Source organism: Micromonospora sp. NPDC048898 (assembly GCF_043198035.1).
Lineage (GTDB): Bacteria > Actinomycetota > Actinomycetes > Mycobacteriales > Micromonosporaceae > Micromonospora.
Genome location: NZ_JBICUF010000002.1, coordinates 163,873 through 183,255 on the forward strand (window position 1 = coordinate 163,873; position 19,383 = coordinate 183,255).

The 19,383-nt window shown below is 70.0% G+C and carries 16 protein-coding genes; 6 read left to right on the forward strand and 10 right to left on the reverse strand.

Translation table 11 applies throughout. The features are described 5' to 3' along the window. Positions 1 to 68: 68 nt before the first annotated feature. The 4 genes from ACGFIQ_RS07650 to sthA are packed head-to-tail and all read left to right on the forward strand — an operon-like array spanning position 69 to position 4,466. Positions 69 to 1,262 carry a sensor histidine kinase gene (locus ACGFIQ_RS07650; protein WP_393240786.1) on the forward strand — a complete coding sequence of 398 codons (1,194 nt, stop codon included), beginning with the start codon at positions 69 to 71 and terminating at the stop codon, positions 1,260 to 1,262. After that, complete coding sequence (locus ACGFIQ_RS07655) at positions 1,259 to 1,897, forward strand: response regulator (RefSeq protein WP_393240789.1); 639 nt, start codon at positions 1,259 to 1,261, stop codon at positions 1,895 to 1,897. The genes ACGFIQ_RS07650 and ACGFIQ_RS07655 overlap by 4 nt, the downstream gene beginning before the upstream one ends. Before the next feature lie 47 nt (positions 1,898 to 1,944). Further along, positions 1,945 to 3,009 (forward strand): fibronectin type III domain-containing protein, encoded by a 1,065-nt coding sequence (locus ACGFIQ_RS07660; protein WP_393240792.1) that lies wholly within the window; start codon positions 1,945 to 1,947, stop codon positions 3,007 to 3,009. A 53-nt stretch (positions 3,010 to 3,062) separates the two neighbouring features. Continuing rightward, positions 3,063 to 4,466 carry a Si-specific NAD(P)(+) transhydrogenase gene (sthA, locus tag ACGFIQ_RS07665; protein WP_393240795.1) on the forward strand — a complete coding sequence of 468 codons (1,404 nt, stop codon included), beginning with the start codon at positions 3,063 to 3,065 and terminating at the stop codon, positions 4,464 to 4,466. Positions 4,467 to 4,526: 60 nt separating this feature from the next. Here the strand turns inward: sthA and ACGFIQ_RS07670 are convergent, their stop codons facing one another. Then, positions 4,527 to 4,934 (reverse strand): MerR family transcriptional regulator, encoded by a 408-nt coding sequence (locus tag ACGFIQ_RS07670; protein ID WP_393240798.1) that lies wholly within the window; start codon positions 4,932 to 4,934, stop codon positions 4,527 to 4,529. A gap of 28 nt (positions 4,935 to 4,962) precedes the next feature. Between ACGFIQ_RS07670 and ACGFIQ_RS07675 the strand changes: the two genes are divergently transcribed. Further along, complete coding sequence (locus tag ACGFIQ_RS07675) at positions 4,963 to 5,658, forward strand: methyltransferase domain-containing protein (RefSeq protein WP_393240801.1); 696 nt, start codon at positions 4,963 to 4,965, stop codon at positions 5,656 to 5,658. A gap of 91 nt (positions 5,659 to 5,749) precedes the next feature. On the opposite strand, the gene ACGFIQ_RS07680 is transcribed toward ACGFIQ_RS07675, so the two are convergent. Together ACGFIQ_RS07680 and ACGFIQ_RS07685 are read right to left on the reverse strand one after the other, a co-directional pair. Beyond that, positions 5,750 to 7,147, reverse strand: coding sequence for an endo-1,4-beta-xylanase (locus ACGFIQ_RS07680; protein WP_393240804.1), 1,398 nt, complete (start codon positions 7,145 to 7,147; stop codon positions 5,750 to 5,752). Between the two features lie 34 nt (positions 7,148 to 7,181). Next, entirely contained in the window at positions 7,182 to 8,618 is a 1,437-nt protein-coding gene (locus ACGFIQ_RS07685) for a PHB depolymerase family esterase (RefSeq protein WP_393240807.1), read from the reverse strand. Between the two features lie 318 nt (positions 8,619 to 8,936). Between ACGFIQ_RS07685 and manD the strand changes: the two genes are divergently transcribed. Next, positions 8,937 to 10,145: a D-mannonate dehydratase ManD gene (manD, locus tag ACGFIQ_RS07690; RefSeq protein WP_357063864.1), complete on the forward strand. Its 1,209-nt coding sequence runs from the start codon at positions 8,937 to 8,939 to the stop codon at positions 10,143 to 10,145. Positions 10,146 to 10,185: 40 nt separating this feature from the next. Here manD and ACGFIQ_RS07695 read toward each other — a convergent pair whose 3' ends face one another. From ACGFIQ_RS07695 to ACGFIQ_RS07725, 7 genes are all read right to left on the reverse strand, one after another. Further along, positions 10,186 to 12,324: an alpha-glucuronidase gene (locus ACGFIQ_RS07695; protein WP_393240811.1), complete on the reverse strand. Its 2,139-nt coding sequence runs from the start codon at positions 12,322 to 12,324 to the stop codon at positions 10,186 to 10,188. Further along, positions 12,321 to 12,542 (reverse strand): hypothetical protein, encoded by a 222-nt coding sequence (locus ACGFIQ_RS07700; protein ID WP_393240814.1) that lies wholly within the window; start codon positions 12,540 to 12,542, stop codon positions 12,321 to 12,323. The genes ACGFIQ_RS07695 and ACGFIQ_RS07700 overlap by 4 nt, the downstream gene beginning before the upstream one ends. Then, entirely contained in the window at positions 12,539 to 13,225 is a 687-nt protein-coding gene (locus tag ACGFIQ_RS07705; protein WP_393240817.1) for a DUF624 domain-containing protein, read from the reverse strand. Before ACGFIQ_RS07705 ends, ACGFIQ_RS07700 begins: the two co-directional genes overlap by 4 nt. Positions 13,226 to 13,340: 115 nt before the next feature. Then, positions 13,341 to 14,978, reverse strand: coding sequence for an extracellular solute-binding protein (locus tag ACGFIQ_RS07710; protein WP_393240820.1), 1,638 nt, complete (start codon positions 14,976 to 14,978; stop codon positions 13,341 to 13,343). Positions 14,979 to 15,031: 53 nt separating this feature from the next. Further along, on the reverse strand, positions 15,032 to 15,940 hold the full coding sequence (locus ACGFIQ_RS07715) for a carbohydrate ABC transporter permease (protein ID WP_393240823.1): 909 nt from the start codon (positions 15,938 to 15,940) through the stop codon (positions 15,032 to 15,034). Next, complete coding sequence (locus tag ACGFIQ_RS07720) at positions 15,937 to 16,926, reverse strand: ABC transporter permease (RefSeq protein ID WP_393240826.1); 990 nt, start codon at positions 16,924 to 16,926, stop codon at positions 15,937 to 15,939. The genes ACGFIQ_RS07715 and ACGFIQ_RS07720 overlap by 4 nt, the downstream gene beginning before the upstream one ends. 10 nt (positions 16,927 to 16,936) lie before the next feature. After that, a complete protein-coding gene (locus tag ACGFIQ_RS07725) occupies positions 16,937 to 19,312 on the reverse strand; it encodes a glycoside hydrolase family 3 N-terminal domain-containing protein (RefSeq protein ID WP_393240829.1) in 2,376 nt (791 codons plus the stop codon). Positions 19,313 to 19,383: the final 71 nt, after the last annotated feature.

Consider the following 19,383-nt stretch of genomic DNA (forward strand, 5'->3'; position numbering starts at 1 on the left):
TATCGGCAGGGCGGGGTCTGTCTTTCGGCCGATCTGCCCGTGCCGTCCGCTGGCTACGCTGGGTCACCATGAGCACGCCGGATCTTCGACGTTGGTGGGTACGCCTGGCCCAGGCCGCCGGCCTGCTGACCTTTGGTCTGCTCGCCCTCTTCGACCTCCGGTTCGGCGCGCCGGAGAGCCTGCCCGCTCTCCTGCTCCTGCTGGTGCGCATGGGGCTGGCGGTGGCGACGGTGCCGCTCTGGCTGCCGGTGCACCGGCTGGGTTCGCGGCTGCTGCCGCTGGCCGCGCTGGGGCTCGCCTTCGCCTCACTGGCCGTGACCGCGGCCGGCCTGCTCCTCTCCGACGGCATCTACCTGTTCAGCAGCAGCTGGGGGCTCGCCGAGTCGGCCGGGCTGATCGGGGTGGTCTTCGTGGTCACCCGCTGGGGCGCGCCCCGGCTCGCCCCGTGGGCGGCGGTGACAGTCGGGCTGGCCGTCGCCGCGTTGCCACTGCGCTCCGGCACCGAGAACCTGCTGGTGATCTTCGGACTGCTCCAGGTGCTCGCCGCGGCCGGCGCCGCCGGGGTGGGGCTCTACCTGCGGATCGTGGCCGCCGGCCGGGAGCGGGCGATCGCGCTGGTCCGGGCCGAACAGCGCGCGGAGTTCGCCCGTGACCTGCACGACTTCATCGCCCACCACGTGACGGGCATCGTGGTGCAGGCACAGGGTGCCCGGTTCGTCGCCGAGCAGGACCCGCAGCGGGTGATCGTCGCCCTGGAGCAGATCGAGCGGGCCGGTGCGGAGACGATGGCCTCGATGCGGCGGATGGTCGGGATCCTGCGTGACCCGGACGCCCCGCCGGACGCACCGCTGGCCCCACTGGCCGGGGTGACCGAGTTGGAGCCGCTGCTGACCGGATTCAACGGCACGGCGAGCGCCCCGGCACACCTGCACGTCGACGGCGACCTGCACGGACTGCCGGTGGAGGTCTCGACGTCGGCGTACCGGGTGGTGATGGAGGGACTGACCAACACCCGTCAGCACGCGCCGGACGCGCGGTCGGTGCACGTGGCCGTGCGGCGTACGCCGGACTGGTTGCTGGTCCGGGTCGCCGACGACGGCGCGTCGCCGCGCACCGCGCCGGCCCGCGGGCACGGCTTCGGCCTGATCGGCCTGGCCGAGCGCGTACGCGCCCTCGGCGGCACGATCACCGCCGGGCCCGGCGTCGCGGGTGGTTGGGTGCTCGACGCGGCGTTCCCGCTGCGGGTGGCGGTGCCCCGGTGATCCGGGTGCTGATCGCCGACGACCAGGCCATGGTCCGGACCGGCTTCGGCATGATCATCGGAGCCCAGGCGGACATGGAGGTGGTCGGCGAGGCCGCCGACGGCGTCCAGGCGGTCGAGGTGGCCCGGAGACTGCGCCCGGACGTGGTGCTGCTGGACATCCGGATGCCCCGCCTCGACGGGCTCGAAGCACTGCGGCTGCTCGCCGGGCCGGGCGTCGCCGACCCGCTGCGGGTGGTCGTGGTGACGACCTTCGACCTCGACGAGTACGTGCACACCGCACTCTCCAACGGCGCCTGCGGCTTCCTGCTCAAGGACTCCGGCCCGGCCCTGCTGGTGGAGGCGGTCCGCGCGGCCGTGTCCGGCGACGCACTGATCAGCCCGTCGATCACGGTACGACTGTTGGAGCACCTCAGCCCACCCGCCCCGGCGCGCGACGACGGCGGGCTGTCACCACGGGAACTCGACGTGGTGAAGCTCGTCGCCCGGGGCCTGACCAACGCCGAGATCGCCGCCGGGCTCTTCATCGCCGTCGGCACCGTCAAGACCCACCTGGCGAGCGTGCAGATGAAGCTCAAGGCCCGCAACCGGGTGGAGATCGCCGCGTGGGCGTGGGAACGCCGCCTCGTGGGCTGAGGGGGACAGCGCCGCGACCGCGACTGGCCTACCATCGTCATCAGTCGATGACTGGTCCGCTGCGGTCACCCGAAAGCGAGGCGATCATGTTGCGCGATCATCCGTGGCGCGGCGTCCGGTCCAGGGCCGCCGCACTGGCTGCCTGCGCGCTCACGGCGGCCCTGGTGGCGACGGGCGCGACCCCGGCGTACGCCGCCGCCGACACCCAACCGCCCACCACCCCCGGCCCGATCACTGTCGCCGCCGTCGACACCACCTCGGTCGAGCTGACCTGGGCCGCCTCGACCGACAACGTGGGCGTGGTCCGTTACCCGGTCTCCGCGCAGTTCGAGGACAACGGCAGGACCTGGTCGACCGACACCAACAGCATTCGGATCACCGACCTGCAGCCGTCACGCACGTACACCTTCTTCGTGAGGGCGCTGGACGCGGCCGGCAACAGCTCACCGTCGACCGGGCCCCTGCGATTCACCATGTCACCGGGGGACGACCAACCGCCGGGCGCGCCGGGTCAACCGGTGGCGTACAACGTGGCCGCCACCCAGGTCTCGCTGCGCTGGCCGCACTCGGTGGAGAACGTGGTGCTCGACCGGTACCAGGTGTTCCGGGTCGACGCTGGCGGCGCTCTCACCTTCGTCCGCGACGTTTCCCAGTACCCGCCCGTCAACAGCACCCAGATCAGCGGGTTGACGCCGAACACCACGTACACCTTCGTGGTGCAGGCCCGCGACGAGGTCGGACACCTGTCCCCGTTGTCCGCACCGGTCACCGTCACCACCCTGCCGCCACCGCCGAGTTGCGAGGTCCGGTCCGTGGTGCGGCAGTGGTCGGACGGCTTCGTGGCGCACCTCGCCGTGCAGAACACCGGCACCACGGCGATCAACGGGTGGACGATGACGTGGCGGTTCTACGCCGGCCAGCAGGTCCAGGGCATCTGGGGCGCGAAGGTCATCGACCGTCTCAACAACAGCTACCTGCGGGTGGGCAACACCGCTCGCAACGCGGTGATCCCGCCGGGCGGCACGGTGTCGCTGGGGCTCGTCGCCAGCGGCACGCAACTGCCGGAGGAGATCACGCTCAACGGTGGCCTCTGCGTGGTGGCAGACGAATAACGCTCGGCTCCGGGGTCTGGCGCCAGTCGCGACATCTTGCGACGCTAGCGGTTGTGTATGACTACGACCTGTTGGTGCTGGGCTCCGGACCCAGCGGTCAGAAGGCCGCGATCGCTGCCGCCAAGCTCGGCAGGCGCGTCGGCATCGTCGACCGTCGCGACATGATCGGTGGGGTGTGCATCAACACCGGCACGGTCCCCTCCAAGACGCTGCGCGAGGCCGTCCTCTATTTGACCGGGCTGAGCCAGCGAGACCTCTACGGCAGCAACTACCGGGTCAAGGAAGAGATCACGGTCAGCGACCTGGCCGCCCGGACACAGCACGTGATCAGCCGGCAGACCGACGTCATCCGCAACCAACTGGCCCGCAACCGGGTTGTCATGATCACCGGCACCGGCCGCTTCGCGGACGCGCACTCGATCTGGGTCGACAGCGGCTCCGGCCGCGAGTCGAAGGTGACCTTCGACAAGCTCGTCATCGCCGCGGGCACCCGCCCGGCCCGCCCGGACAGCGTCGACTTCGATGACCGGACGATCGTGGACTCCGACGGCGTCATCAACCTGCAGGCCGTCCCCCGCAGCATGGTCGTGGTCGGCGCAGGCGTGATCGGCATGGAGTACGCTTCCATGTTCGCCGCGCTCGGCACCAAGGTGACGGTGGTGGAACGCCGTGAGCGGATGTTGGATTTCTGCGACGACGAGGTGATCGAGTCGCTCAAATACCACCTGCGCGACCTGTCGGTGGCGTTCCGCTTCGGCGAGGAGGTCGCCGCCGTGGAGAAGCACCAGACCGCCGCGCTGTGCATCCTCAAGAGCGGTAAGAAGATCGTCGCGGACACGGTCATGTACTCGGCCGGCCGGCAGGGCCAGACCGACGACCTGGCGCTGGAGGCCGCCGGGTTGGAGGCGGACCGCCGCGGCCGGATCAAGGTGGACGCCAACTACCGCACCTCGGTGGACCACATCTACGCGGTCGGCGACGTGATCGGCTTTCCCGCGCTCGCGTCCACCTCGATGGAGCAGGGCCGACTGGCGGCCCAGCACGCCTGCGGCGAACCGATCCGGGAGATGCACGGCCTACAACCCATTGGCATCTACACCATCCCGGAGATCAGCTTCGTCGGGCAGACCGAGGCGCAGCTCACCGAAGCCTCGACTCCGTTCGAGGTCGGTGTCGCGCGCTATCGCGAGCTGGCTCGCGGCCAGATCGTCGGTGACTCGTACGGCATGCTCAAGCTGCTCGTCTCCCCCGACGACGGCCGGCTGCTCGGGGTGCACGTGTTCGGCACCGCCGCCACCGAGATCGTCCACATCGGGCAGGCGGTGATGGGCTGCGGCGGCACGATCGACTACCTCATCGACGCCGTGTTCAACTATCCGACGTTGGCCGAGGCGTACAAGGTCGCCGCCCTGGACGCGTCCAACAAGATCCGCAACATCACCCGCATCGACGGCTGAGGCCTGTTTCATAAGGGCGGTCGAGCCGAGGTGGAGTCCGGGCGGCGATCCGGCAAGGCCTCAACCACGGCCCCCGACCTCCACCAGCTCCGCCAACCGGCTGCGATAGTTCGGGCAGGTCGTCACGTCCTCGTGCGAGCAGTTCAGGCCGGCCTCCAACAGATCGAGCGCCGACCGCAGGGCCGCCATCCTGGCTCGCAGCGCGCCGTGGTTGCGGCGCAGCACGTCCTTGCGCACGGCGGGGTCCCCTGCGGCGAGGAACGCCCGGATGTCCGACAGCGACAGGCCGGCCTGCTTCGCGCGCAGGATCGAGGCCACCCGGAACAGGTCGTCGCGGGTGTAGCGGCGACGACCGCCGGTGACCCGGGCGGGGCAGAGCAGGCCCACCGACTCCCAGTGCCGCAGTACGTGCGCCGGCAGACCAAAGTGGTCGGCCACTTCACCGATCGTCATCGTGCTTGACTTCATGTCGACATTAAGTCCGAGCATGGCGTGCATGTCCAGTCTGCTAACTGTCCTCGATGCCATCGAGAGCAAGCCCGCCGCCGTCGAACTGCGCGCCCGTTCCTACGAGTTACTCGGCGACCTCACTGGCCGAACCGTCGTCGACGCTGGTTGTGGCAGTGGCCGCGCCGTCGCCGAGCTGGCCGAGCGCGGAGCCCACGCGCTCGGTGTCGACCTCGATCCCGAGATGATCGCCGTGGCCCGCAAGCGCTGGCCAGCCGGCGAGTTCCGTGTCGGCGACGCCACCGACCTGCCGCTGGAGACCGGATCGGTCACCTACTACCGGGCGGACAAGGTGTTACACGTGCTCGACGACCCGGCGCGAGCCGTGGCCGAGGCCCGGCGGGTGCTCGCGCCGGGCGGCCGAGCCGTGCTGCTCGGCCAGGACTGGGACCTGATCGCCATCGACTCGGACGACTCGGGAACCACCCGTCGACTGGTCCACGAGAAGGCGGACTCGCTGCCCTCGCCGCGCGTTGCCCGTGGTTATCGCAACCTGCTGCTCGACGCCGGGTTCACCGACCCGATCGTCGAGGTGCACACCACGGTGCTCACCGACGACACCGCGCTCGACGTGTTGAAACGGATCACCGACGAGGAGAGCTGGCTCGCCGAGCAGGCCGAGCGCGCCCACGCGAACCGGATCCTCGTCGTCGTGCCGATCTTCCTCGTCGCCGCCCAGGCCTGAGATCGGTGCTGCCCGCCCCGCCACCGCACCCGGTGGTCGGGGTGGGGCCGGTGCGGGGCTGGGTGGGCCTCCGCACCGGCCCCTGCTTCCTCTAGCTGGCTGTGCAGGTGGGGCTGAGGCTGCCGGCGGTGCCGTTGCCCTGGAAGCCGAACTCGGTGGACTGCCCGGCGCCGACCTGGCCGTTGTAGGACACGTTCGTCCAGTTGGTCGTGCCGGTGTTACCGCTGGGGTTGGCGCTCCACGAGTTGGTGACCGTCGCGCCGGACGGCAGCGGGATCGTCACGGTCCAGCCGTTGAGAGCCGACGATCCGGCCGTCACCCGTACGCTCGCCACGAAGCCACCGGTCCACTGGTTCACCGTCGCCGTCGCGGTGCAGCCACCCTCCCCCGGCGGAGGAGTGGTGGGCGGTGCGGTGGTGGGCGGCACGGTGGTCGGCGGGATGCTTGTGGGCGGGGCCGTCGTGGGCGGCGGGGTGCCGTTGTTGAGTGCGGCGAGCACCGCGTCGTACGCCGGCTTCTTGGAACCGTTGCTGTTGAACAGCAGCGGGGTCTGCGAGGCCAGCCACGAGTCGCTGTCGCGGATGCCCCACACGGTGATCCCGTTGCACCGGGCCACGGCCAGGCAGTCCTCGACGACCCTGCGGTAGGTGTCCGCCGACGCTCCCTGGATGTCCAGCTCGGTGATCTGCACGTCCACGCCCAGCGCCGCGAAGCTCGACAACGTGGTGCGGTAGTTGCTGGCGTACGGCGAGTCGTTGTTGAAGTGCGACTGGAAGCCGACGCAGTCGATCGGCACGCCACGGGCCTTGAAGTCCCGCACCATGTTGTAGACACCCTGCGTCTTGGCCCAGGTCCAGTTGTCGGTGTTGTAGTCGTTGTAGCAGAGTTTCGCACCCGGGTCGGCGGCACGGGCGGCACGGAACGCCGCCTCGATCCAGTCGTTGCCGGTGCGCTGCAGGTTCGAGTCACGACGGCCACCCGAGTTGCCGTCGGCGAACGCCTCGTTCACCACGTCCCAGGAATAGATCTGTCCCCGGAAGTGGGTCGCCACCTGCGTGATGTGGTTGAGCATCGCGTTGCGCAGTGCGGTGCCCTCCATGCCCTGCATCCACCCCGGCTGCTGGCCGTGCCAGGCCAGGGTGTGCCCGCGTACCTGCATCCCGCGACTGCGCGCGTGGTTGACGATCTGCTCGGACGAGGCGTAGCTGAACCGGCCCTGCTGCGGCTCGGTGGCGTCGATCTTCATCTCGTTCTCGGGCGTCACCATGTTGAACTCACGGTTCAGGATCGTGGTGTACGCGCTTTCGGAGAGCTTGTACGCGGCCACCGCCGTACCGAAGTAGCGACCCTTCTCGGCGGCGGACGCGCCGAGTGTGGTCCCGGCGGAGGCGGGTGCCGTCACGAACAGCGCCATGCCGGCGGCGAGCACGGCCGCGCCGGTCAGCGCGATCACGGCTCTCGGTGCCGCCTTCCATCTGGTGTCTCTCATCGTGCGACTCCTTCTGTGGTGGTGGAGGGGGAGATCAGGACAACGCGCACTGGGCACCGTTCAGGGCGAACGACGAGGGTTTGCCGGTGCCGCCGTCGTGGGTGGCCTGGAAGCCGATCTCGACCGACGCGTTCGGGGCGATGGTGGCGTTGTAGGAGGCGTTGCTGGCTGTCACCGCGCCGCTGGCCGGCGAGTACTGCGCGTTCCAGCCGTTGGTGATGCGTTGCCCGGTGGGCAGCGTGAAGGTCAACGCCCACCCGTTCACGGCGGCCGTCCCGGTGTTGGTGATGATCACGCTCGCGGTGAGCCCGTTGCTCCAGGCGTTGACCGTGTAGCCGACCCGGCAGGCACCCGCGCTCGGCGGCGGCGTGGTCGGCGGCGGCGCGGTCGGTGGCGGCGTCGTGGGCGGTGGAGTCGTGGGCGGCGGCGTGGTCGGCGGTGGAGTCGTGGGCGGCGGCGTGGTCGGCGGTGGAGTCGTGGGCGGCGGCGTGGTCGGCGGTGGCGTCGTGGGTGGTGGCGTGGTCGGCGGTGGCGTCGTGGGCGGCGGGGTGGTGGTGCCGTCCAGGCCGAAGAAGCGGATGACCTGCGCGGCGTCGACCGGCAGGTTGTGCGTGACACCCTGCATGCTGATCGCCTCGACCGGTGCCATCGGTCCGCTGCTGCCGTACCGGGTGCGGGTGTAGCCGGACTGCGGCGAGTCGGTGTACGTCGGGGTCTGGCTCAACCCGTGCACGTTTGTCCACTGCTTGACCTGCTCACCGAAGTTCGGGTAGCGCAGCGTGTCGTCGTTGGTGCCGTGCCAGATCTGCATGCGGGGCCGCTGGCCGGTGTAGCCGGGATACGCCCCACGGACCAGGTCGCCCCACTGCTGCGGGGTCTTGATGAGCTGCCCGTTCGCGCACTGGCTGTTCCACTCGGAGCTGCCTCCGGTGGCGAAGCAGCCGAACGGCACCCCGGCGAACGAGGCGCCCGCCGCGAACACGTCCGGGTAGTCACCCAGCATGACGTTTGTCATCATCGCTCCGGACGAGGTGCCGGTGGCGAAGATCCGCGCCGGGTCGGCGGCGTAGCGCTGCCGCACGTAGTCGACCATCGACATGAGCCCGACCGGGTCGCTGCCCCCGCCGCGGCGCAGGGCCTGCGGTGAGGCCACGTCCCAGCACCTGCTGCTGCGGGTCACCGACGGGTAGATCACGATGAACCCGTACCGGTCCGCGAGGGACGCGTACTGGGTGCCGGAGTGGAACGCCGGACCCGACCCGGTGCAGTAGTGCAGGGCGAGCAGGACCGCCGGTCGGGTGGCCACCCGGTCCGGGACGTACAGGTGCATCTGGAGGTTCGTGGGGTTGGTGCCGAAGCCGGTCACCTGGGTCAGCGTCGCCGCCGACGCCGGGGTGGCGAACGTCAGCGCGGCGGCGGCCAGCGTCAGGGCCGCCATGGCGGCGCCGAGCATCCTTGTCTTGAGTGTCATCGATCGCGATCCCTCGGGAGATAGGCGCGTGGAAGAGGACTGAAGTCGAGGACTGCCCTTCGCCCGACCCTGACCGCGGCTCGCGTGACGAAGCCAGCTTCGATCGAGCCATGTCGATTGTCAATACTTCCGGAAACCTTTCACGGCAACGGATTCCGGGCCCACCTGCACAGTCGGCGACCGCCACCGGCCCGACCACCGGCGGCCGGTCGCGGGCTATTATCGGGATGTTCTCGAAAGGTGCCGGACATCCACATCCCTCGCGCGACCCCCCTACGAGCGTCCGGCGGACGACGCCGTGGGCACGAAGGAGGAGCAGTGAAGATCGTTGATGTCAGGGTCATCCTGACGTGTCCCGGCCGCAATTTCGTCACCCTCAAGATCGTCACCGACGAGGGGGTGACCGGCGTCGGAGACGCCACCCTCAACGGCCGGGAGTTGGCCGTCGCGTCGTACCTGCGCGACCACGTGGCGCCCCTGCTGATCGGCCGGGACCCGGCCCGCATCGAGGACACCTGGCAGTACCTGTACCAGGGGGCGTACTGGCGGCGCGGTCCGGTCACGATGAGCGCCATCGCCGCCGTGGACACGGCCCTGTGGGACATCAAGGGCAAGGTCGCCGGCCTGCCGGTCTACCAACTGCTCGGAGGTCGGTCCCGCGAGGGCGTCACCGTGTACGGCCACGCCAACGGCGAGACCGTCGAGGAGGTGCTGGTGGAGGTCGCCCGCTACGTCGACCTCGGCTACCGGGCGGTCCGGGTGCAGTGTGGGGTGCCGGGCCTGCCCAAGACGTACGGCGTCAGCACCGACAAGTTCTTCTACGAGCCGGCCGACGCGGCGTTGCCCAGCGAGGCGACCTGGTCGACCCCGCGTTACCTGGCGCACGTGCCGAAGGTGTTCGCCCAGGTACGCGACGAGTTCGGCCCGACCCTGCGGCTGCTGCACGACGTGCACCACCGGCTCACCCCGATCGAGGCGGCCCGGCTCGGCCGCAGCCTGGAGCCCTACGCGCTGACCTGGATGGAAGATCCGGTCCCCGCCGACCTCCAGGAGGGCTTCCGGCTGATCCGACAGCACACCACCACCCCGATCGCCGTCGGTGAGGTGTTCAACAGCATCTTCGACGCCGCCCAGCTCATCCGGGAGCAGCTCATCGACTACATCCGGGCCACCGTGGTGCACGCCGGCGGGATCACCCACCTGCGCCGCATCTTCGACCTCGCGGCGTTGCACCACGTCCGCAGTGGATCACACGGTGCCACCGACCTGTCCCCCGTCTGCATGGCCGCCGCGCTCCAGCTCGACATCTCCATTCCCAACTTCGGCCTTCAGGAATACATGCGGCACACCGAGCAGACCGACGAGGTGTTCCCGCACGGGTACCACTTCGCCGACGGCTACCTGCACCCCGCCGAGACGCCCGGTCTCGGGGTGGACATCGACGAGGAGGCGGCGGCCCGCTACCCGTACTCGCCGGCGTACCTGCCGGTGAACCGGCTGGAGGACGGCACGGTGCACCCCTGGTGACCGGGTGGCGCACCCGGCCGGGCCGAGCGGGCCGGCCGGGTCAGTAGATGCACCGCCCGCGCTCGTCCGGCACCCCGGACTTGCGGTAGAAGTAGGTGTTGATCTGGTCGCGCCACTCGGTGGCGGAGCGCACCTGCTCGTCGAGACGTTCCGCCACCCGCTCGTACACGGCCGGGTCGATCATCCCGTTCAGGGTCTGCCACCGCCGGCGCATCGCCGTCACCTCCTCGACACCCGCGAAGTGCGTGTCGTAGATGTGCTGGATGACCGTCGACCCACTGTGCAGGACGTGCTGGTACGGCACATGGTGGAAGAAGAGCAGCAACTCGTCGGGGCAGCTCTCGGGCGACTCGTACACCTCGGCCCAGTGCGGCGGGTACTGCCCGGCGAAGCCGGTGCCCGACGCGCGGCTGCGGTCCACGCCGACGCCGTCGCGGTCGGCGAAGTGGTAGGTGCCCCACCGCGAGTACTCGTACCCGTCGACACCGGGGCCGTAGTGGCCGTCAGGGTTGACCATGAAGCCGACGCCCAGCGGGGCGGTGTACCGCTCGTAGGTGCGCCACGAGTCGTCCATGATCTCGTGCAGTGTCCGCCGCACCAGCTCCGGATCGGCGGTCGCCGACGGCGGGAAGGTCAGCGTCATCCACTCGTCGAGGACCGTCGTCGGGTCCGCCCGGGGGTCCCAGGCGAGCCGGCCGAACGCGTACAGGTTGGCCTGCGCCAACGGATGCCCGGTCCAGAAGAGGTCGTCGCCCACGTTGGCGACGGCGACCAGCCCACCGCCCGCCCCCGACTCCCCCGTGACCACGTCGGCGATCGTCCGGCCACCCGGCCCCCAGGGGGCGAAGCCCAGCACCTCACTCCACCACGGGCCGAGGTGGCAGACGTGTCGCTGTTGGCCCGTGTACTCCTGGGTGACCTGCAACTCCACCGCGAGCCGGGTCGCCGGCATCGCCGCGAGCACCGGTGACACCGGCTCGCGCGTCTGGAAGTCCACCGGGCCGTGCTTCACCTGCACGACGACGTTGGTGCGGAACCGCCCGTCGAGCGGGGCGAAGTGGTCGTACGCGGCGCGGGCCCGGTCGGTGGACCGGTCCCGCCAGTCCTGGTGGTGGTTGTAGACGAACGCCCGCCAGTGCACCACTCCCCCGTGCGGGGCGAGGGCCTCGGCGAGCAGGTTCGCCCCGTCGGCGTGGTCGCGCCCGTAGGTGAACGGGCCGGGTTGCCCCTCCGAGTCGGCCTTGACCAGATAGCCGCCGAAGTCGGGGATGCGCTCGTACACCCGCCGGGTGGTCGCGGCCCACCAGGCCCGCACGGTCTCGTCGAGGGGGTCGGCGGTCGGCTGGCCACCCAGGACCACGGGTGCGGCGAAGCTGACCGACAGGTGCACCCGGATGCCGTACGGGCGCAGCACGTCCGCGATCTCGGCCACGTCGCCGATCCGGTCGGTGAGCAGCAGCGCCTCGGTACGTGCGACGTTGACGTTGTTCACCGAGATGGCGTTGACGCCGCTGGCGGCCAACAGTCGGCCGTACTCGCGGATCCGGGCCAGGTCGCCGCGTGGGCGGCCGTCCTGCCAGAAGATCGAGCCGCCGGCGTATCCCCGCTCGACCTGGCCCATCACCGGGTGCACGGCCACGTTGTCCCAGTGGTTGAGCATCCGGCGGCGCAGCGCGGGCCGGTGCCGCTCCGGCGGGCGGGCCGGGTCGAAGGCCGCCGCGCAGAGCCGGACCACGTGGAAGAGCCCGTACAGCAGCCCGGCCGGCGCGTCGGCCAGCACCACGGTGACCTGGTCGGCACGGGCCAGCAGGAACCCCTCGTCGCCGAGCGTCCCGCCGTCGCCTAGCTCGACGAGTGCCGCCTCCGCCGCCGACCGCGCCGCCTCCACCGCCGGGCTGGGCAACTCGCTCGCGCCCCGCAGGACGAGCACCAGGTCGACGTCGACGTCCCAGGAGGGGGAATGCCAGACCCGCCCGCCGTAGCGCGCACAGGCCCGCGACACCTCGTCGAGGACGGTGTCGACGAGCAACCCGTCACCGTGGACGAGAACGCGCCGTGCGCCGAGGGCCCGGAACGCCTCCGGTGGCAGCCAGGCCGCGTGCACGCGCGGCTCGTCACCATCCGGCAGCTCGTCGACGAACATCAGTTGCTCCAACTCCACCGACTCTTCGGCGTTCACCGATCCTCCTTCAGCACGACGACGCCGTACGACGGCGGTCGTTGCGAAGCTCCGGCCACGTCGTAGCGGGACAGCGCCCGGTCGAAGACGCCGATGGCGACCAGGTCGATCCGGGCGGTGTCGAAGAGAGGATAGCCCCACTTCAATGGATCTTCGGGCGGCCGATGCGGGTTGTGGTCGCCCCGGGAGGGCACCTCGACGGCGACGGGGAGGCTCATCCGGTGAACTCCTTCCGGGTCAGCCGCACCATCGGATCGCTGACGCGCAGGAGCGCCAGGACCGCGACCGAACCGAACATCGCCAGCACCGCCTCGGAGAGGACCGCCGTGATCCCGGCCGCCGCGGCCACCAGCAGCGCGGTGCCGACGGTGACCCCGGGGGTACGCACGAGGAAGTGCACGGCCAGTCGAAGGACGTCGCGGGTGCGGAAGTCGAACAGTGAGGTGATCACCAGGGCGTTCGCCGCGCAGAGCGTCACACCCACTCCGAGCAGGACCAGCGGCACCGCCCACCAACCCGGCAGGCCGACCGCACCCCGGTAGGCGAGGTTCACGGCGAGCACGGTCAGCCACAGCAGCGTCGGCACCCAGACGCGCAGCACGCCGGACAGGTTGGCCCGGTACCCGCGCCAGAACACGCGCGCGGGCCGCAGGTCGGTCAGGTCGGTGCGCTGGTGGTGCAGGGCGTACAGGGCAGCGGAGAGCGCCGGCCCGAGCGGCACCAGGAAGAGGGCGGCCAGTGGCAGGTTGCTGGGGTCGCGACCCAGCAGCAGCAGCGGGAGCAGGCCGGGCAGGGTGGTGAGCAGGAGCAGCAACTCGACGACGAGCAGGATGTAGACACGCGAGGTGATCCGCGACAGCGGCCCGTCGCCGAACTGTCGCCAGGTGCGCGCGGCGCTCACCGCTGTCCCCTCCGATCACGACGGCCGGGGCTGACGCAGCGTCGCCCCGGGTCGGTGGTCGTCGGGGAGTCCGGTCGGGGGCCCCGCTGGACCGCCCGCCCGGACTCCCCGCTGATCAGCCGTTGTCCTTCTGGAACCGCTCGTACGCCTTGTTGACCAGGTCGATGTACTGCTCGGAGTTCTTGGCCTTCAGCTCGGCCACGTAGGCGTCCCACTCGCTGAGGGGCCGCTGGCCGAGGGCGAACTTGAGCGTGTTCTGGGTGACGAAGTCCTTCAGCGGGGTCTCCCAGAGCGACACCTGCTCGCGTTCCTCGTCGGTGAACGGGCGCGGCGGGGGGACCTCCCGCGGCTTACGGGCGTCCATCACCTTCTGGAACTCCAACTCCTCCGGGGAGAAGAACCCACGGACGAGGTCGGGGCTGCCGCCGTAGGCGAAGACGCCGTTCTGGAAGCCGAAGTCCTTCTGCAGGTGCTTGGTCGCCTTCGGGTTGAGCCCCAGGAAACTGACGTCCGGGACGAGCGTGCGCTTGCCGGACGCGTCCTTGGTGAAGGTGGTGCCCTCGACGCCCCAGCGGGCGAACTCCAGACCTGCGTCCGAATACCACAACCAGTCGATGAACTGCATCATGGCCACGAAGTTCTTGCTCTCCCGGGCCTTCGTGGAGATCATGATGCCGTTCTCCAGCCGGGGGAACGGGTTGACCTCGCCGGCCGGGCCGATCGGCAGCGGGATCTTGGCCATCTTCGCGTTCGGCAGGGTCTTGGCCAGGTCGGGCCGGTGGTTGTTGACGAGCGTCTGCGCGTTGCCGGTGACCACGAAGGACTTGCCGTTGGCGAGCTTCTGGCGGGCCTGGTCGTCGGTCTGGGTGAAGCTCTCCGGGTCGAGCAGGCCCTCGGCGACGAGCTTGTGCAGGAACGTGACCATCTGCTTGTACTGCTCGGACGAGCCGGTGTAGGTGAACTTCTTCTCCGCCGGGTTCCAGGTGGCGTGCTGGAAGTCCCAGCCCGCGTAGGTGCCGTGGGCCGAGCCGAGGAGGTTCAGCAGGGCGCCTGTCGGGTTGGGCTTGCTGAAGAGGTCGGAGTACGGGTAGACGTTCGGGTACTTCGCCTTCATCGCCTTGAGCACCGTGTACAGCTCGTCCCAGGTCTTCGGGACGGGCAGGTTGAGCTCCTGCATGATGTCGGTGCGCACCAGCACCGTGTAGTCCTGCGTGGGCTTCTCGTGCAGGCCGGGCAGCAGGTAGAACTTACCGTCGGCCTGCCGCAGGTTGTCGATCTCCGGCTTGAGGTTCCACTTGGCGATCTTGTCCTTGAGGTTGGGCATCAGATCCAGGTAGTCGCTCACCGGGAGGATCGCCCCGGAGGCCACGAACGCGTCCTCCTGCGGATGGTACGTCTTGGGGATGATCAGCGGGGCGTCTCCGGCGCCGATCAGCAGGCTGCGCTTCTGCTCGTAGTCGCTGAGCGGCACGGCCACCGGCTCGATCTTGACGTTGGTCCGCTTGGTCAGCTCCGACCAGAACGCCCAGTCTTCCTTGAGCGGATAGAACGTGTGGTTGTTGTAGAGGGTGGAGAAGGAGAGCGCCTCGGTGGCCTTGAACTGGTCGCCGACGCCGTAGGTGGCCATCGCCCCGACCTTGTTCTCCGAGAGGTCCGTCGACTCGCCGGGGTCCTCGGAACAGGCGGTGCTGAGGGTGAGCGCGAGCAGACCCGCGGTGGCTATCGCCACCCGGCGCCACGTCTTGTGGAGCATGGCTCGTCCTTTCGGTGGTGGGGATTCGAAGGTGGATCGGTGTGGCGTCGGCGTCACCCCTTGACCGCGCCGAGCATCACGCCGCGGACGAAGTACCGTTGGACGAAGGGGTAGACCGCCAGGATCGGCAGGGTGGTCAGCACGATCGTCACGGCCTGGAGGGTGGCCGCGGCCTGGACCTTGTCGGCGTCGGCGGCGGCGGACTCGGCGCTGGTGGCGCCCGCGATGAGGTTGCGCAGATAGACGGTGACCGGCAGCAGGTCCTGCCGGTCCATGTAGAGGAACGCGGCGAACCACGAGTTCCAGAAGGACACCGCGTAGAAGAGCACCATCGTGGCGATGATCGCCTTCGACAGCGGCAGCACGATCCGCAGCAGGATGCCGTACGTGTTGAGCCCGTCGACGGCCGCGGCCTCCTCCAACTCGGTGGGCAGGCTCTCGAAGAACGCCTTCATGACCAGCAGGTTGAACACGCTGATGGCGTTGGGCACCACCACGGCCCAGATGGTGTTCTTCATCCCCAGGCTGGTGACCAGCACGTAGTTGGGGATCAGGCCGCCGGAGAAGAACATGGTGAACAGCGCGATGCCGACGAGGACACCGCGTCCCTTGAGCTGTGGCTTCGACAGCACGTACGCGTAACAGGTGGTCAGCACGATCGAGATGAGCGTGGCGACCACCGTGTACACCACCGTGTTGCGGTAGTTCGTCCAGAACAACCCGTCGGACATCAGGAGCTTGTACGCGGTCAGGTCGAACCCGCGCGGGACGATGCTCACCTCTCCGGCGAGGATGTACGCCTCGTCGCTGAGCGAGCGGGCCACGATGTTCAGGAACGGAAACAGCGTCACGACCACGACGCCGATCAGGAGGATCGTGTTGACGATCCGGAAGATGCGATAGCCCCGGCTGTCCACCGGGCCCCGCGTCTTCGGGGCGTCGCCCTTCGTACCGAGGATCACCACAGGCTCGTCCCCACCGTGCGCCGGGAGATGAGGTTCGCCGTCAGGACCAGGATCAACCCGATCACCGCCTCGAAGAGGCCGATGGCGGCGGCGTAGCTGAAGTTGCTGGACTGGAAGCCCATCCGGAACAGATAGGTGGAGACCACGTCCGCGGTGGGGTACGTCAGCGGGTTGTAGAGCAGCAGGATCTTCTCGAACCCGACCGCCAGGAAGCTGCCGATGTTGAGGATCAGCAGTGTCATCATCGTCGGCCGGATCCCCGGCAGCGTCACGTGCCAGGTCTGCCGCCACCGGTTGGCGCCGTCGATCCGGGCCGCCTCGTACAGGTCCTCGTCGATCGTGGTGAGGGCCGCGAGGTAGAGGATCGTGCCCCAGCCGACGGTCTGCCAGACCTCGGACGAGACGTAGATGGTGCGGAACCACTCCGGTTTCTGCAGGAACGCCACCGGGTCGCCGCCGAACAGGCCGACGAGTTGGTTGGCCGAGCCCTCGATCGAGGTCAGTTGCATGACCATCGCCGCCACGATCACGATCGACAGGAAGTGCGGCAGGTAGGACACCGACTGGACGAACCGCTTGAACCGGCGGGCGCGCACCTCGTTGAGCATCAGCGCCAGCACGATCGGCAACGGGAAGCAGAACAGCAGGGTCAGCGTCCCGAGCACGAGCGTGTTGGTGAAGACCTCCCAGAACGTCGGGTCGGTGAGGAACATCCGGAAGTAGCGCAGGCCGACCCAGTACTCACCGAAGATGTTGCCGCCCGGCTTGAACCGGCGGAACGCGATGATGTTCCCGAGCATCGGGAGGTACCGGAAGACCAGGAAGAACAGCAGCGGCAGGATGGCCAACGAGTAGAGCTGCCAGTCCCGGCGCAGGGCCTGCCGCCAGCTCCGACGCCGGCGCGGTGCGCTCGGGGCGGGGCCGGAGGCCTCCGTCGGAGACTGGGGTGGCGCCGGCGGCGGTGGCCGTAAGGTCGATGTCATCCTCGGTCTCCTAGGCGGGATGCGGGACGGCCACGAGGGGCTCCACCCGCACCGACGTGAGCAGGTCCCGCTGGTGGCCGACCTGGCGCTCGACGCCGGTCAGCCGCAGTGGCAGGGTCGCCACCGCGTCGCCGCTCGACCTGCCGAACCGCAGCTCGACCTCGCCGGGCTCGACGATCCGCCGGCCGGACAACCCGGTGAACGAGGCCAGGTCGGCCGGTACACCGAACGTCACGTGCGCCCTCTCGCCGGGCTCCAGCGGCAGTCGGGTGTAGCCGACCAGCCGGACCACCGGGCGGGTGGTCTGCGCGACCGGGTCGTGCAGGTAGAGCTGCACCACCTCGGTGCCGGCCCGGTCGCCGGTGTTGGCGACGGTGATCCGCACCCGCACCTCGCCGTCGACCGGCCACGCCGTCGGCCCGTCCCGCGTCTCGCCTGCCGGATCGACAACTGTGGCGTCGGACCACTCGAAGGTGGTGTAGCTCAGCCCGTGACCGAACGGGTACGCCGGGGTCGGGTCGACCGAGGAGACCTTGGTGCGACGACCGAGCGGCGGTGCCAGGTAGGTGCCCGGCAGCCCGCCGGCATCACGGGGAACGCTCACCGGCAACCGCCCGGACGGGTTCACCGCGCCGGTGAGCACCTCGGCGAGGGCCTGCCCGCCGAGCTGCCCGAGGAAGAACGCCTGCACCACTGCCGCCGCGCTGTCGAACTCCGGGCCGAGCGCGTACGGGCGGCCGGTCATCAGCACCAGGACGACCGGGGTGCCGGTGGCGAGGACGGCCCGGACGAGATCGGCCTGCACACCGGGCAGCCGCAGGTCGACGGCGTCGCAGCCCTCACCGGAGGTGCCCCGGCCGAACATGCCCGCGCGGTCACCGACGGCGAGCACGCACACGTCGGCGGCGGCCGCCGCGGCGACCGCGGCCGGGATGCCGGAGGTGTCCTCACCGGTGATGGCGCAACCCGGCTCGTGGGTGAGCAGCGGGACGCGTCGGGCCAGCTCGTCGCGCAGCGAGGGGATCTCCAGGCCGAGCCCGTGCTCGCTGTGGTGGATGCCCACGTGGTTGGGGAACGAGTAACAGCCGAGCATGGCCATCGGGTCGTCGGCGACCGGGCCGACCAGGGCGACCCGGTTGCCGGCGGGGAGTGGGAGGACGCCGCTGTTGCGCAGCAGGACGACGGACTCCCGGGCCAGGCGGACGGCCACGTCCTGGCTGACCTCGTCGTCGAGTCGCAGGTTCGCCACGTCGTCGGGCAGCACCTGCCAGTCCTCGTCGAGCAGGCCGATCTCGATCTTCTGGATCAGCACCCGTCGCAGTGCCCGGTCGATCAGCGCCTCGTCGACGTCGCCGCCGCGGACGGCCTCGACCAGCGGGGCGCCGAAGGTGTCCACGGTGGGCAGCTCGACGTCGATCCCGGCGCGCAGGGCGAGCCGGGCGGCGTCTGCGGCGTCGCCTGCGACACCGTGCAGGGTCTCCAGGAACCGGACGGCGAAGTAGTCGGCGACCACGATGCCGGTGAAGCCCCACTCGTCGCGCAGCAGGCCGGTCAGCAGTGCCTCGTCGGCGGCGGCGGGCAGGCCGTCGATCTCGGCGTAGGAGTTCATCACCGAGCGGGCGCCGCCGAGGCGCAGGGCCATCTCGAACGGCGGCAGGATCACGTCGGTCAGCTCCCGACGACCCATCGGCACCGGCGCGTGGTTGCGCCCGCCCCGGGAGGCGGAGTAGCCGGCGAAGTGCTTGAGGGTGGCCACGACACCGGCGCCCTCCAGACCCCGCACGTACGCGGCGCCGGTCGTTCCCACCAGGTAGGGGTCCTCACCGATCGTCTCCTCGGTGCGGCCCCACCGGTAGTCGCGGGTGACGTCGAGGACCGGCGCGAGCCCCTGGTGCACGCCCGCCGCGCGCATGGAGCGCCCGATCCGGTCGGCCATCACCTCGACCAGCTCCGGGTCGAAGGACGCGCCCCAGCTGAGCGGGGTCGGGTAGACGGTGGCCCGCCAGGCCGCGAACCCGGTGAGGCACTCCTCGTGCACCTGCGCCGGAATGCCGAACCGGCTGGCGGCGACGATCTGCGCCTGGGAGGCGGCGAGCGACCGGGCGCCGAGCACCGGGTCGACGGGCGCGGTGCCGAACGGCCGGGTGAGCTGGCCCAACCCGTACTGGATGACGGTGCTCCACGGCGGGAGTTCGCTGATCATGTCCGACTGGTGTGGGGCGACACCCTCGCCGGAGGCGTCCGCGCCGACCCAGACTCCGACGAGTTGCGCGATCTTCTCTTCGAGTGTCATCAACGGCAGGAGCGCCTCGGCCCGTTCGGTCGGCGACAGCTGGGGATCGCGCCACGGCGCGGCATCGCTGTCCACGGGCGACTGACTTCTCATGCCATGACCCCTTAGCTCCGGCCACATCCCCGTGCCCTGGTGGAACCAGTTCTGTGGCGGACGTTTACACG

What these genes read in the sequence shown, in the direction of transcription:
- ACGFIQ_RS07650 (WP_393240786.1), top strand. Translation starts at nt 69, where the DNA reads ATGAGCACGCCGGATCTTCGACGTTGGTGGGTACGCCTGGCCCAGGCC.
- ACGFIQ_RS07660 (WP_393240792.1), top strand. Translation starts at nt 1,945, where the DNA reads ATGACTGGTCCGCTGCGGTCACCCGAAAGCGAGGCGATCATGTTGCGC.
- ACGFIQ_RS07670 (WP_393240798.1), bottom strand. Translation starts at nt 4,934, where the DNA reads ATGAAGTCAAGCACGATGACGATCGGTGAAGTGGCCGACCACTTTGGT.
- ACGFIQ_RS07675 (WP_393240801.1), top strand. Translation starts at nt 4,963, where the DNA reads ATGTCCAGTCTGCTAACTGTCCTCGATGCCATCGAGAGCAAGCCCGCC.
- ACGFIQ_RS07680 (WP_393240804.1), bottom strand. Translation starts at nt 7,147, where the DNA reads ATGAGAGACACCAGATGGAAGGCGGCACCGAGAGCCGTGATCGCGCTG.
- ACGFIQ_RS07685 (WP_393240807.1), bottom strand. Translation starts at nt 8,618, where the DNA reads ATGACACTCAAGACAAGGATGCTCGGCGCCGCCATGGCGGCCCTGACG.
- ACGFIQ_RS07700 (WP_393240814.1), bottom strand. Translation starts at nt 12,542, where the DNA reads ATGAGCCTCCCCGTCGCCGTCGAGGTGCCCTCCCGGGGCGACCACAAC.
- ACGFIQ_RS07710 (WP_393240820.1), bottom strand. Translation starts at nt 14,978, where the DNA reads ATGCTCCACAAGACGTGGCGCCGGGTGGCGATAGCCACCGCGGGTCTG.
- ACGFIQ_RS07720 (WP_393240826.1), bottom strand. Translation starts at nt 16,926, where the DNA reads ATGACATCGACCTTACGGCCACCGCCGCCGGCGCCACCCCAGTCTCCG.
- ACGFIQ_RS07725 (WP_393240829.1), bottom strand. Translation starts at nt 19,312, where the DNA reads ATGAGAAGTCAGTCGCCCGTGGACAGCGATGCCGCGCCGTGGCGCGAT.